The organism is Streptomyces sp. NPDC007945, assembly GCF_042958885.1.
In the GTDB taxonomy this organism is placed as follows: Bacteria; Actinomycetota; Actinomycetes; order Streptomycetales; family Streptomycetaceae; genus Streptomyces.
This window is the reverse complement of the sequence record NZ_JBIBJV010000003.1, coordinates 84,804-98,351: the sequence shown is the minus strand read 5'-3', so window position 1 is coordinate 98,351 and position 13,548 is coordinate 84,804. Positions and strand designations below refer to the sequence as shown.

10 protein-coding genes and 3 tRNA genes are annotated in these 13,548 nt (G+C 74.3%); 5 read left to right on the top strand and 8 right to left on the bottom strand.

Translation table 11 applies throughout. From position 1 onward, the window contains the following. Positions 1-187: 187 nt before the first annotated feature. The 5 genes from ACFZCF_RS11165 to ACFZCF_RS11145 all read left to right on the top strand — a co-directional run bounded on the left by ACFZCF_RS11165 (position 188) and on the right by ACFZCF_RS11145 (position 8,742). Positions 188-2,368 carry a DNA polymerase III subunit gamma and tau gene (locus tag ACFZCF_RS11165; protein ID WP_391286139.1) on the top strand — a complete coding sequence of 727 codons (2,181 nt, stop codon included), beginning with the start codon at positions 188-190 and terminating at the stop codon, positions 2,366-2,368. Between the two features lie 61 nt (positions 2,369-2,429). Then, positions 2,430-3,680, top strand: coding sequence for a phosphoribosylamine--glycine ligase (gene purD, locus ACFZCF_RS11160; protein WP_391286137.1), 1,251 nt, complete (start codon positions 2,430-2,432; stop codon positions 3,678-3,680). Positions 3,681-3,930: 250 nt separating this feature from the next. Continuing rightward, positions 3,931-6,099, top strand: a complete 2,169-nt coding sequence (locus ACFZCF_RS11155; RefSeq protein ID WP_391286135.1) for a hypothetical protein — start codon at positions 3,931-3,933, stop codon at positions 6,097-6,099. A 168-nt stretch (positions 6,100-6,267) separates the two neighbouring features. Continuing rightward, on the top strand, positions 6,268-7,728 hold the full coding sequence (locus ACFZCF_RS11150) for a N,N-dimethylformamidase beta subunit family domain-containing protein (protein WP_388442062.1): 1,461 nt from the start codon (positions 6,268-6,270) through the stop codon (positions 7,726-7,728). 105 nt (positions 7,729-7,833) lie between these two features. After that, complete coding sequence (locus tag ACFZCF_RS11145) at positions 7,834-8,742, top strand: phosphoribosylaminoimidazolesuccinocarboxamide synthase (RefSeq protein WP_388442059.1); 909 nt, start codon at positions 7,834-7,836, stop codon at positions 8,740-8,742. 107 nt (positions 8,743-8,849) lie between these two features. Here ACFZCF_RS11145 and ACFZCF_RS11140 read toward each other — a convergent pair. The 8 genes from ACFZCF_RS11140 to ACFZCF_RS11105 form a co-directional block, all read right to left on the bottom strand. After that, a tRNA-Gly gene (locus tag ACFZCF_RS11140) sits at positions 8,850-8,922 on the bottom strand. Positions 8,923-8,944: 22 nt separating this feature from the next. Continuing rightward, complete coding sequence (locus ACFZCF_RS11135) at positions 8,945-9,559, bottom strand: response regulator (RefSeq protein WP_388442056.1); 615 nt, start codon at positions 9,557-9,559, stop codon at positions 8,945-8,947. After that, positions 9,556-10,821, bottom strand: a complete 1,266-nt coding sequence (locus ACFZCF_RS11130) for a sensor histidine kinase (protein WP_388442053.1) — start codon at positions 10,819-10,821, stop codon at positions 9,556-9,558. Before ACFZCF_RS11130 ends, ACFZCF_RS11135 begins: the two co-directional genes overlap by 4 nt. A 23-nt stretch (positions 10,822-10,844) precedes the next feature. Continuing rightward, positions 10,845-11,642, bottom strand: a complete 798-nt coding sequence (locus ACFZCF_RS11125) for an ABC transporter permease (RefSeq protein WP_391286132.1) — start codon at positions 11,640-11,642, stop codon at positions 10,845-10,847. Next, on the bottom strand, positions 11,639-12,589 hold the full coding sequence (locus ACFZCF_RS11120) for an ATP-binding cassette domain-containing protein (protein ID WP_391286130.1): 951 nt from the start codon (positions 12,587-12,589) through the stop codon (positions 11,639-11,641). Before ACFZCF_RS11120 ends, ACFZCF_RS11125 begins: the two co-directional genes overlap by 4 nt. Positions 12,590-12,727: 138 nt before the next feature. Further along, positions 12,728-12,800 (bottom strand) — tRNA-Gly (locus tag ACFZCF_RS11115). Between the two features lie 81 nt (positions 12,801-12,881). After that, positions 12,882-12,953 (bottom strand) — tRNA-Gly (locus ACFZCF_RS11110). Between the two features lie 112 nt (positions 12,954-13,065). Then, positions 13,066-13,407 (bottom strand): Lsr2 family protein, encoded by a 342-nt coding sequence (locus ACFZCF_RS11105; RefSeq protein ID WP_388442044.1) that lies wholly within the window; start codon positions 13,405-13,407, stop codon positions 13,066-13,068. Positions 13,408-13,548 lie beyond the last annotated feature (141 nt).

The following is a 13,548-nucleotide window of genomic DNA, read 5'->3' as shown; positions in this document are numbered from 1 at the left end:
CCCAGCGGTCTGTGGCCCGGGGCCGGAGACCGGAGGCCCGCGCGTTCGCCGGTGGCCCGGTGGTCCGGTGGCCCGGCAGGGGCGAGGTTCGCCGTCCCGGCAGGGCCGGTGTCGCGGTGGTTCCCGGTGGTCGTGGGGGGCGGGCGGTTTTCCCGGGTTGTCGGTGGGCGCCTATAACCTCGTATACGTGTCGTCTCTCGCGCTGTACCGCCGCTACCGCCCCGAGTCCTTCGCCGAGGTCATCGGGCAGGAGCATGTCACCGACCCGTTGCAGCAGGCCCTGCGGAACAACCGGGTCAATCACGCGTACCTGTTCAGCGGGCCCCGCGGGTGCGGCAAGACGACCAGTGCGCGGATCCTCGCGCGGTGCCTGAACTGCGAGCAGGGGCCGACGCCGACGCCGTGCGGCGAGTGCCAGTCCTGTCGGGACCTGGCGCGCAACGGACCGGGGTCCATCGACGTCATCGAGATCGACGCCGCCTCGCACGGTGGTGTCGACGACGCCCGTGACCTGCGGGAGAAGGCCTTCTTCGGGCCCGCCTCCAGCCGCTACAAGATCTACATCATCGACGAGGCCCACATGGTCACCTCGGCGGGGTTCAACGCCCTGCTGAAGGTGGTCGAGGAGCCGCCGGAGCACCTCAAGTTCATCTTCGCCACGACCGAGCCCGAGAAGGTCATCGGGACCATCCGGTCGCGGACCCACCACTACCCGTTCCGGCTCGTGCCGCCCGGCACCCTCCGCGAGTACCTCGGCGAGGTGTGCGGGCGCGAGGGGATCCCCGTCGAGGACGGCGTGCTGCCGCTCGTGGTGCGCGCCGGCGCCGGGTCCGTGCGTGACTCGATGTCCGTGATGGACCAGCTCCTCGCCGGCGCGGGCGAGGACGGTGTGACGTATGCCATGGCCACCTCGCTCCTCGGTTACACGGACGGCTCGCTCCTCGACTCCGTCGTCGACGCCTTCGCCTCGGGCGACGGCGCCGCCGCCTTCGAGGTCGTCGACCGGGTCATCGAGGGGGGCAACGACCCCCGCCGGTTCGTCGCCGACCTCCTGGAGCGGCTGCGGGACCTCGTGATCCTGGCCGCCGTGCCCGACGCCGGCGAGAAGGGGCTCATCGACGCGCCCGCCGACGTGGTGGAGCGGATGCAGGCGCAGGCGTCGGTGTTCGGCGCCGCCGAGCTGAGCCGCGCCGCCGACCTCGTCAACGAGGGGCTCACCGAGATGCGCGGCGCCACCTCGCCGCGCCTCCAGCTGGAGCTGATCTGCGCGCGCGTGCTGCTGCCCGCCGCCTTCGACGACGAGCGGTCGCTGCTCGCCCGGCTCGACCGGCTGGAGCGCGGCGCCCAGAACGCCCAGGCCGCCGCCGTCTTCACACCGGCCCCGCCCGCCGGGCCGTCGATGGGGTACGTCCCCGGGCCCGACGCCCATACGCCGATCGCCCCGCCGCCCCTGCCGCCGAGCCCGGCCCCGGCCGCCCCCGCGCCGACCCAGCCGCAGTCCCAGCCCCAGCCGCACGCCCCGTCCCAGGCCCCGGCCCCGGCTCAGTCGGCGCCGGCCGACGCCTCGCGGCCCGGTGCCTGGCCGGGGGCAGCGCGGCCCGGCGGGTGGCCGACCGCCGGCGCCCCGGCTCCCGCCGCGCCCGCGCCCGCTGCCGCGCCCGCGCCTTCTCCGGCCCCCGCCGCCGCGCCCGGCGGCGGCGACATGGCCGCCGGTGCCGGTCAGGTGCGGAACATGTGGCCGTCCATCCTCGAAGCGGTCAAGAACCGGCGCCGCTTCACGTGGATCCTCCTGAGCCAGAACGCGCAGGTCGCCGGCTTCGACGGCACCACGCTGCAGATCGGCTTCCTCAACGCGGGCGCGCGGGACAACTTCGCGAGCAGCGGCAGCGAGGAGGTCCTCAAGGCCGCGCTCGCCGAGCAGTTCAACGTGCAGTGGAAGATCGAGGCGATCGTCGACCCGTCGGGCGGCTCCGCGCCCCCGCCCGGGGCCGGCAGCCCCGGGGGCAACTTCTCCGGTGGCGGCGGCTTCGGAGGCGGAGGCGGCGGTGGCTTCGGGGGAGGCGGCGGCTTCGGAGGCGGAGGCGGCGGCCGGCCCCCCGCCCCGCCCGCGTCCTCCCCCGCCCCGGCCGCCGCGCCCGCTCCCGTCCAGGCGCAGGCTCCGGCGCGGCCCGCCCCGCAGGCGGCGCCCGCGCAGGCCCCGGCGCCCGGCCCCGTACAGCAGCGGTCGCCGCAGCCGCCGCCCGTGGCGCCCGAGGACGACGTGCCGGAGGAGGACGATCCGGACCTCGTGGAGTCGGCGCTCTCCGGGCACGAGCTGATCGTGCGCGAGCTCGGCGCCACCGTTGTGGAGGAATACACGAACGACTAGGGCCGTCTCGCTCGGTGGCCCGCACAAGGACCTTCCCGGTCGGCGGGCTACCCTGGCTGGCGTGAAGGTCCTCGTCATCGGCGGCGGCGCCCGCGAACATGCCCTGTGCCGCTCTCTCTCCCTCGATCCCGACGTCACCGCTCTGCACTGCGCGCCCGGCAACGCCGGAATCGCCGGGGTCGCCGAGCTGCACGCCGTCGACCAGCTGGACGGCGGCGCGGTCGCCGCGCTCGCCACCGAGCTCGGCGCCGACCTGGTCGTCGTCGGCCCAGAGGCCCCGCTCGTCGCCGGTGTCGCCGACGCCGTCCGCGCCGTCGGCATCCCCGTCTTCGGCCCGTCCAAGGAGGCGGCGGAGCTGGAGGGCTCCAAGGCGTTCGCCAAGGACGTCATGGCCGGCGCCGGCGTGCCGACCGCCCGCAGCTACGTCTGCACCACCCCCGCCGAGATCGACGAGGCCCTCGACGCCTTCGGCGCGCCGTACGTCGTCAAGGACGACGGTCTCGCCGCCGGCAAGGGCGTCGTCGTCACCGACGACGTCGAGGCGGCCCGCGCCCACGCGCTCGCCTGCGACCGCGTGGTCATCGAGGAGTACCTGGACGGCCCCGAGGTCTCCCTCTTCGCGATCACCGACGGCACCACCGTCCTCCCGCTCCAGCCCGCGCAGGACTTCAAGCGCGCGCTCGACGGCGACGAGGGCCCCAACACCGGTGGCATGGGCGCCTACTCGCCGCTGCCGTGGGCGGACCCGAAGCTGGTCGACGAGGTCATGGAGACCGTCCTCCAGCCGACCGTCGACGAGCTGCGCCGCCGCGGCACCCCCTTCTCCGGCCTGCTGTACGCCGGTCTGGCGATCACCCGCCGCGGGGTCCGGGTCATCGAGTTCAACGCCCGCTTCGGCGACCCCGAGACGCAGGTCGTCCTGGCCCGCCTGAAGACCCCGCTCGCCGGCGTCCTGCTGCGCGCCGCCCAGGGCACCCTCGCCGACCAGCCCCCGCTGGCCTGGCGCGACGAGGCCGCCGTGACCGTGGTCGTCGCCTCCCACAACTACCCGGGCACCCCGCGCACCGGCGACCCCATCGAGGGCCTCGCCGAGGTCGTGGAGCAGGACGCCCCGCACGCGTACGTGCTCCACGCGGGCACCAGGCGGGACGGCGACGCGGTCGTCAGCGCGGGCGGCCGGGTGCTGTCCGTGACCGCCACCGGTTCGGACCTGGCCGAGGCCCGCGAGCGCGCCTACGCGGCAGTCGGCCGCATCCGCCTTGACGGTGCGCAGCACCGTACGGACATCGCGCTCAAGGCCGCCCAGGGCTGATCCGTACCGGAGCGGGAGCGCGGCCGGGAAGTCAAGCGACCGGCCGCGCCACCGGCACCACCTTTACCCAAAGCCATTCGATCGAGTGACGGCTCGGCCATCTGGATGACGCCCGCCGAAGCCCCAACTAGGGTGCGGCGCAGGCGTTCCGGCACTTGGCCCACCGACATTGCGATGTCGGTGGCGGGTGCCACAGTGGGGGAGTGAGCAACACCGCCACGGGTAGTCCCGTCCAGGACGGGGAGAGGGGGTGAGGTACGGCGTGTCCGGCAGCGGCTTCGGAAACGGCGGCAGCGACAGCGGCCTCGGCGAGGAGTGGGGTGTGCGGGCCGCGCGCTCCCGCGCCCTCGCCATCCTGCGCGTGCGCGGACGGGCGCTCGGCGCCGCCATCCTCCCCGCCGCGGTCGCCGTCGTGCTGTACGCGGGCGAGGTCACCGGCCACTTCACGGGGGCGGGTTGGGCCACCGCCCGCTGGACCGTCACCGTCCTCGCGGTCCTCGTCCTGCTGGCCGCCGCGGCCGTCGCGCTCGTCGTCGCCCGCGCCCGCCCGGCCGTGACGCCGACGGTGGAGCTCACCGAGGCCGCCGCCCCCGACCTCCACCGCCTCGTGCGGGACCTCGCCGACCGGCTCGACGTGCCCGCGCCCGCCGCGATAGCCCTGACCCCGGACTGCGACAGCTGGCTGGAGGACCGCTCGCACCGGGTGCACCGGCAGGCCGGCGCGGCCGGCTCGCCGGTCCTCGTCATAGGCTCCCCGTTCCTGTGGTGGATGCGGGTCGCCGAGCTGCGCGCGGTCCTCGCGCCGGTCGTCGCCGGCACCGGACCGGCCGCCGACCCCGACATAGCCGCCGCCCGCCGCTTCGTGCGCGGCCTCGACGCCGCCGCCGTCGTGGCGGACGCGCCCGACCTCGGCCCGCTGCGCCGGCTCGGCGCCCGGGGCGTCGGGCGGGTGGCCCGGCTGCTCCTGCGGGCCTGCGGCACGCACGCCGCCGAGATGGAGCGCGGCGTCGCCGCCGCCGGATCCGAGCGGGCCCAGGCCGTGGACCAGGGGACCCGGATCGTCGCGCAGGAGCAGGTGGGGCTCGCGTACGCGGGCTGGGACCGGCTCCTCACCCGGGTCGCGCTGCCCGCCTGGCGGATGGGCCGCTGGCCGTCCGGGCTCGACGCGGGCGTGGTCTCCGCCCTCACCGAACTCTCCCGCCGCGACCGGCTCGCGGAGGGGTACTCCTCCCGGCTCGGCGAGCGCCCGGCCTGCGACCTCTTGGAGGAGCCCGGGGCCGTGGACGAGGCGGCCTCGCTGCTCGCCGCCCGGCTCTTCCACGGCGGCCCCGCCGAGGCGGGCCCGGACTGGGCGCCGGTCGAATGGAGCCGTTACCCGGAGGAGGTAGTCGACCGGAAGTGGCGGGCGGACGCGGCCCGGCTCCACGACGTCCTCGACCGGCTGGCGGCCACCGAGGACCCCGAGGCGGCCGACGCGGCGCAGGCCCCGACGCTCACCCGCGTCCTCACCCACCTGACGACCACCCCGGCCGAGCACCCGGCACCGTCGCGGTCCGCCCACCCGGCGCGCCTGACACCCACGAAGGACGAGGCCGACCTGTCGACGGTCGCGGACGGGGACGCCCCGCGGCTCGCGGCGGACGAGGCCGACCTGTCGACGGTCGCGGACGGGGATGACCCGAAGCCCGCGGCGGACGAGGCCGACCTGTCGACGGTCGCGGACGGGGATGACCCGAAGCCCGCGGCGGACGAGGCCGACCTGCCGACGGCCGCGGGCGAGGACGACCCGAAGCCCGCGGCGGGCGCGCACGCCCCCGCGCCGGTGGTGGAGGAGCACACCCCCGCGCCGGGGGCGGACGGGCACGCCCCTGTGCCGGTCCCGGACGAGGGCGACCCCGTGCCGGTCCTGGACGAGGACTACTCGGATCCGGTCGCGGACGGGCACGCCCCCGTGCCGATGGGGGACGAGGACGACCCGGTTCCGGTCGCGGACGAGGACTACCCGGTCTCCGCCGAGGACGAGATCCGCAACCCCGCCGCCGACACGCTCGCCGCCGCGCTCAGCGCCCGGGTGGCGCGCGAGGACGCCGAGTGGGAGGCCCGGGTCACCGCCGACGCCGCGGGCTTCTCCGGCCCGGACGGCCCCTGGCCCCTCTGCCCGCTGGTCCCGCCGCGTACCGGCCGCGACCTGCTCGCCGACCACGTCACCGCGCTGGTCTGCTGCGCCGCCGTCGACACCACCGGCGCCGCCCCAGGACTGGACTGGCTCGACGGCCCCGCTCTGCTGGTGGACGGCGTCCGGGCCACGGACCTCACTCCGCACGTCCTCGCGCTGGTGGAGGACGGGGACCCGGCCCCCCTGCGGGCCTGGCTGGCCACGACGGGGGTACGCCCGGAGAAGCCGGTCCGTCTCCTCTGACCGGTCGGGTCCGAGCTACCGGACGGTCGTGTTCCACCTTTGCCGATTCACGACGAACGGTGACGGTCCGCGTGCGTTATGTGATGTGCTGGGGAATGGCACTGACAGGGGCATACCCGGGGGCAGGGGCCGTCGGCACCGGCCGGGGGAGACGAGGGAGGGCGCGGCATGGGGGCGGAGCAGATCAGGCGCTGGGAGTCGGGTGCGTTCGCGCACGCCGTCTCCGATCCCTTCGGGCAGGGTCCGCTGCCCTGGCTGCGCGGGTCGGACAACTACTTCGACGACACCGGGCAGCTGGTGCCCTGGTACGCGGACGAGACCCTGGCCCGGGGCGGCGCCGGAGGCCCCCGGACGGCCGACGACGTGCGCCGGCAGATCAAGGGCTTCGCGTCCGGCGGTGCCGTCGCGCCCGGCGAGTCGATCGACTTCCACGTCACGGTGGACCCGCCGCAGCCGTTCTCGGTCGACGTGTACCGGATCGGGCACTACGGCGGCGACGGCGCCGCGAAGATCACCACGAGCCCGCGGCTCTCCGGGATCGTCCAGCCGCCCCCGCTCACCGCCGACCGCACGGTCTCCTGCCACCACTGGTGGCAGTCCTGGCGGCTCCAGGTCCCCAGCTACTGGACGATCGGCGCGTACGTCGCCGTCCTCACGACCGCCGACGGCTACCGCTCCCACATCCCCTTCACGGTGCGGGACTCCCACCCCGCGGACCTCCTCCTCGTCCTGCCGGACATCACCTGGCAGGCGTACAACCTCTATCCGGAGGACGGCCGCACCGGCGCCAGCCTGTACCACGCCTGGGACGAGGAGGGCCGGCTGCTCGGCGAGGAGGAGGCGGCCGTCACCGTCTCCTTCGACCGGCCGTACGCGGGCGCGGGCCTGCCCCTGCACGTCGGCCACGCCTACGACTTCATCCGCTGGGCGGAGCGGTACGGCTACGACCTCGCCTACGCCGAGACCCGGGACCTGCACGCCGGCCTCATCGACCCGACCCGCTACCGGGGCCTGGTCTTCCCCGGTCACGACGAGTACTGGTCGGCGCCGATGCGGAAGGCCGCGGAGCGCGCCCGGGACCAGGGCACCTCGCTGGTCTTCCTCTCCGCCAACACCATGTACTGGCAGGTGGAGCTGGGCCCTTCGCCGTCCGGTGTGCCGGACCGGCTGCTGACCTGCCGCAAGCGCCGGGGCCCCGGCCGCTCCGCCCTCTGGCGCGAGGTCGACCGGCCCGAGCAGCAGCTCCTCGGCATCCAGTACGCCGGCCGGGTGCCCGAACCGCACCCGCTCGTCGTGCGGAACGCCGGGCACTGGCTCTGGGAGGCCACCGGCGCCGGCGACGGCGACGAGCTGCCCGGCCTCGTCGCCGGCGAGGCCGACCGCTACTTCCCGCGCACCCCGCTCCCCGAGCACGAGAACCGCATCCTGCTCGCCCACTCGCCCTACCGGGACGGCGACGGGGCCCTGCGGCACCAGGAGACCAGCCTCTACCGGGCGCCCTCGGGCGCGTGGGTCTTCGCCTCCGGCACCTTCGCCTGGTCGCCCGCGCTGGACCGGCCGGGCCATGTCGACGCCCGTGTCCAGCGCGCCACCGCCAACCTCCTCGACCGGATCTGTAAGAGGGACTGACCAGGAGAAGCCGCCATCCGGTGGCTGCGAGGGGCCCGGCGACCCGGCCCGGTCGCGCGTACGAGAGAATCGGACCGTTCCTGGATCAACCTACGCGGAGGAACCGTGTCCGGATTCGTAGAAAAGCCCGAGCCCGTCGAGGTTCCGGGTCTCACCCACCTGCACACGGGCAAGGTGCGTGACCTGTACCGGAACGAGGCCGGCGAGCTCGTGATGGTGGCGAGCGACCGCATGTCCGCGTACGACTGGGTGCTGCCCACCGAGATCCCGGACAAGGGCCGGGTGCTCACCCAGCTCTCCCTGTGGTGGTTCGACCTGCTCTCCGACCTGGTCCCGCACCACGTCCTCTCCACCGAGCTGCCGGCCGGCGCCCCCGCCGACTGGGCGGGCCGCACCCTGGTCTGCAAGTCCCTGGACATGGTCCCGGTCGAGTGCGTCGCCCGTGGTTACCTCACCGGCTCCGGCCTGGTCGAGTACGAGGAGTCCCGCACGGTCTGCGGTCTCGCGCTCCCCGAGGGGCTGAGCGACGGCTCCGAGCTGCCCGCGCCGATCTTCACCCCGGCGACCAAGGCCGCCGTCGGCGACCACGACGAGAACGTCTCCTACGAGGAGGTGGCCCGCCAGGTCGGCGCCGAGACCGCCGCCCTGCTGCGCCAGACCACCCTCGCCGTCTACGGCCGGGCCCGGGACATCGCCCGCGAGCGGGGCATCATCCTCGCCGACACGAAGTTCGAGTTCGGCTTCGACGGCGGGACGCTGGTCCTCGCCGACGAGGTGCTGACCCCGGATTCCTCCCGCTTCTGGCCGGCCGACCAGTGGCAGCCGGGCCGCGCCCAGCCTTCGTACGACAAGCAGTTCGTGCGGAACTGGCTGACCTCCCCGGCCTCGGGCTGGGACCGCCGGAGCGAGCAGCCGCCGCCGGCCCTCCCGCAGGAGATCGTGGACGCCACCCGCGCCAAGTACCTGGAGGCGTACGAGCTGCTGACCGGCAAGCCCTGGTCCGCGGCCTTCTGACCGCATCGAGCCGTACGGGTTCCCCGGACCCGTACGGCTCCGGCACGTCCGGCCGTGCCGTGCACACAACGAAGGCCCCGGTTCGATGAACCGGGGCCTTCACGCTGAGCGGACGACGAGATTCGAACTCGCGACCCTCACCTTGGCAAGGTGATGCTCTACCAACTGAGCCACGTCCGCATGCGCCGTAGCGCGCTGCTAACTATACCCAACCTTTGGCGCGCGCGAGACGCACTGCCGCGTGACGGTTCTCCGCACCGAGCTTCGCGGTGGCGGAGGAGAGGTAGTTCCGGACGGTCCCGGGGGAGAGCGCGGCCCGCCGGGCGATCTCCGCGACGGGGGCGCCGTCGGCGGCGAGTTCGAGCACCTCGGCCTCCCTGGCGGTCAGCGGGGAGTCGCCCGAGGCGATCGCGTCGGCCGCCAACTCCGGGTCCACGTAACGGTTTCCGGCGTGCACGGTACGGATCAGCTCGGCCAGCCGCTGGGCGCTGACGGTCTTCGGCGCGAAGCCGCGGACGCCCGCCGCGAGGGCCCGCTTGAGGTGCCCTGGGCGGCCGTGACCGGTCACGATCATCGTGCGGCAGTCGGGGAGTTCGTCCCGGATCGATGTGGCCACTGTCACACCGTCCGCCCCGGGCATCTGGAGATCGAGGACCGCGACGTCGGGCCGGTGGGCGCGCGCCATCGCGAGCGCCTCGGGTCCCGTCGCGGCCTCCGCGACGACGACCAGGTCGTCCTCCAGGGCGAGCAGGGCGGCGAGCGCCCCCCGGATCAGGTGCTCGTCGTCGGCGAGCAGGACGCGTACGGGCTCGCTCACGCGACCGTCTCCTTCTCGTGTCGGGTGCCGGCTCGTTCCGGCACGGCCAGCGGCACCCGGGCGGTGACGCGGAAGGAGTGCGGGTCCGTGAACCCGGCCTCCAGGGTGCCGCCCACGGCCCCGAGCCGCTCCCGCAGCCCGGCGAGGCCGGAGCCGGTGCGCCCGGGAGCGCCGGCCCCGTCCCGTACCGCCGCCCCGTCGTTCTCCACGGTCAGCAGCACCTCGTCGGCCGTCCGCGAGAGGGTGATCGCGCAGCGGCGGGCGTCGCCGTGCCGCAGCACGTTGGTGGTGGTCTCGCGGACGACCCAGCCGAGCGCGGACTGCACCCCGCCGGGCAGGCCGAGGGCGGGGGCGTCGACGGCGCAGTCGATGCCGGCGGCGTCGAGGACGCCCCGTGCCCCCTCCAGCTCGACCCGCAGATCGGCCTCGCGGTAGCCGCGGACGACCTCCCGGACCTCCCGCTGGGACTCCTGGGCGATCCGCTGGACCTCCACCATCTGGTCCACGCCCTCGGGGCGGCCGCGCCGGGCGAGCTGGACGGCGAGCTCGCTCTTGAGCGCGATCACCGAGAGGTTGCGGCCCATGACGTCGTGGAGGTCGCGGCCGAAGCGGAGCCGTTCCTCGGCGACGGCCAGCCGGGCCTTCAGGTCGCGGGAGCGCTCCAGCTCCTGGACGACGCCGAGGAGCCAGGAGGAGAAGCCGCAGGCGGAGGCGTATCCGCCGCCGCCGAGGAGGACGGCGACCAGGGCGGCCAGCGACTCCGGGGCGCCGTGGCCGAAGAGGAGGACGGGCAGCGCCGTGGCGACGGCGGTGGCGGCGACCGCGTACGCCATGTGCCGGACGCGGTCGAGGCAGAGGACCAGCGCGCCGACGGTGAAGACGCCGCTGACGACGATCACGCTCGCGTTGACCGAGCCGTCGGGCAGGATCCGGGCCGTCCAGAGGGCGGCGATGGTGAGGTTCGCGAGCGCGGTGACGGCGCAGAGGGCGGTGGCGAGCCGGACGGGCCGGACGCGGATGCCGGTGGTGTGGTCGAGGCCGCGGGAGGCGACCACCGCGCAGAACGCGCTGTGGGCGACGATCCACAGCGTGAGGCCGAGGACCGCGCCTGTGTCGAGACCGCCGGGTCCGCCCAGGCTGAGCGGGATGCTGCTGAGGGCGAAGAGCTCGACCGGCGCCATCAGGTGGAAGGTCCACCGGGTGTACAGCTCGACCTTCCCGGCGATGCTGCGCCGTGACCACCATCCGGTCATCGTGGGCATCCGGTCCTTTTCCCTCCGGTCGGTTAGCGCCGGGGCTCCCAGCGGAACCAGCGGCGGACCGCCCACCCCGTCAGGACGCCCCAGGCCACTGTATTGAGTGCGGCGGTGAGCAGGCTGCCGCTGTGCGCGGTGCCGAGCCAGCCGGCCCGGACGAACTCCATGACGCCGCTGAGCGGGAGCAGCTGGGCCAGGTCGGCGGCCAGGCCGGGGAGGACCTCGCGGGGGACGAAGAGGCCGGAGCCGAAAGAGGAGACGAGGAAGAGCGGCAGGGTGGTGAGGCCGGCGCTCTCGACCGTGCGGGTGATCGTGGTGGTGACGGCGGCGAGCCCGGCGAGCAGCACGATGGCGGCGGCGAGGCCGAGGGCCAGCAGGTCGGGCCGGGCCGGGGCGCCGGCGTCGAGGAGGGTGACGCCGCCGACGGTCAGGATCGCGCACTGGACGAGGGCGATGGCGGTGACCGGCAGGGCGGCGCCGGCGAGGATCTCGGTGTCGGTGGCCTCGCCGGTCCGCAGCCGCTTGAGGACGAGCTCCTCGCGGCGGGCGGTGAGGCTGGAGGTGAGGCTCATGTAGACGACGAGGAGCAGGACCATGCCGGTGCCGCCGATGAGGGTGGCGGAGGCGAAGGAGCTGCCGAGGGTGGCCTCGTCGATGCCCCTGAGCGAGGACCGCAGCAGGAAGATCATCAGCACCGGCATGGCGGCCGCGACGAAGAGGTTGTTGCGGTTGCGGCCGAGGAGGGTCAGCTCGGCCCGGCCGAGGGCGGCGAGCCGGGTGAGGGGGGTGGAGGGCCGGCCGGTGCCGGTCGCGGTGGTCGTGCTCATCGGGTCACGGTCTCCTTCTGGCCGCCGGGGGTGGTCTCCGTGCGGGAGGCGATGTCGAGGAAGGCCTCTTCGAGGGAGGCGGAGCGGGCGTCGAGCCCGTCGAGCCGGACGCCGTGCTCACGGGCCCAGCCGAGGAGTTCGGTGAGGTCGTCCTGGAGGGCGTGGGTGCGGATCTCGATCCGGCCGCCGTCCTCGGCCGCCTTCAGCGCGAGCGGCAGCCGGGCGGCGGGCATTCCGTCGGGGAGCGCGAAGCGGATCCGGGCGGGCTGGGCGGCGGTGACCTCGGCGGGCGTGCCGGAGAGCACGATCCGGCCGGCGTGCATGATCGCGAGCCGGTCGGCGAGGGATTCGGCCTCCTCCAGGTAGTGCGTGGTGAGGAGGACGGTGGTGCCCTGGTCGCGCAGGGAGCGGACGAGCTCCCAGGTGTCGCGGCGGCCCTCGGCGTCGAGGCCGGTGGTGGGTTCGTCGAGGAAGAGGACCTCGGGGCGGCCGAGGAGGGCGCAGGCGAGGTCGAGGCGGCGGCGCTCGCCGCCGGACAGCTGCTTGATCCGCACCTTCTCGCGGCCGGTGAGGCCGACGGCGGCGAGGGCTTCCCCGGCGGGCCGGGCGCCGCTGGTGACGCCGGCCCACATCCGTACGGTCTCGGTGACGGTGAGGTCGGAAGGGAAGCCGCCTTCCTGGAGCATCACGCCGATGCGCGGGCGGACGGCGGAGCGCTCCCGGTACGGGTCGTGGCCGAGGACGCGGGCGGTGCCGCCGGTGGGGGCGGCGAGGCCTTCCAGGAGTTCGACGGTGGAGGTCTTGCCGGCGCCGTTGGTGCCGAGGAGCGCGAAGACCTCGCCCCGGGGCACGGTGAGCGAGATGCCGCGCACCGCCGCGAAGCCGCCGTCGTAGGTGCGGCTCAGGTCGGTCGCCTCGATGGCCGGTGTCAGGGCTTCAGCTGTCATGGCTCCAACCTTCCGTCCGGCCGGGGCGGCGGGCAGTGCGCGGTGTCATCACCCGTACTGACAAATGTCATGGGGCGGGAGGGCGCACTCGGAAAACGCAGAAGGACCCGGTTCCTGAGAACCGGGTCCTTCACCCTGAGCGGACGACGAGATTCGAACTCGCGACCCTCACCTTGGCAAGGTGATGCTCTACCAACTGAGCCACGTCCGCATTGCTCCCGACCGGCTTTCACCGGGCGGTGCGAGCACCACTGTACCTGATCCACCGGAGTGGTCGGTAACCGTGATGCAGAGCGGGTGACAGGGATCGCACACTGCGCCTTCCCCCTGGAAGGGGGATGTTCTACTACTGAACTACACCCGCACGCTGCGTGGGACTCGGCCTTTTCGGCCTCGCCCCTCGGCGTGATCCAGACTCTAGCCGATCAAGGGGGGTGGAACGCAAATCCGTTCCGCCGGGCCCCTGGGGGCGGGTGTCAGCTCGCCTCGCGGAAGGCCTCGTAGACCCGCTTGGGGATGCGGCCCCGGGCCGGCACGTCCATCTTGTGGGACTGGGCCCAGGCGCGGACCGCCGCCGGGTCGGGGGCGAGGTCGGTGTGCGTGTAGGCGGTGGTGGTTCCGGTCACACCGCCGCTCGCCTTGCCCGTCTGCTTCCGCCCGGCCGCGAGGTAGGGCGCGAGCGCCTTGCGGAGTTTCTTTGCATTGGCAGCATTCAGGTCGATCTCGTACATCTTCCCGTCGAGACCGAACGCGACCGTTTCCGCCGCTTCTCCGCCGTCGATGTCGTCGGAGAGGGTGACCACTACTCGCTGCGCCACGGATATCGGTCCTTTCCTGTGGCCCGCCACCTGCCAGGGACTTTGGGTACGCCTCTGACGTGCGGTGACACCAGGCCTCTGGCTGCCCAGGGACAATACTGCTTTCCTCTGGATTCCTTTGTACAGCGACGGGCGTCGCAT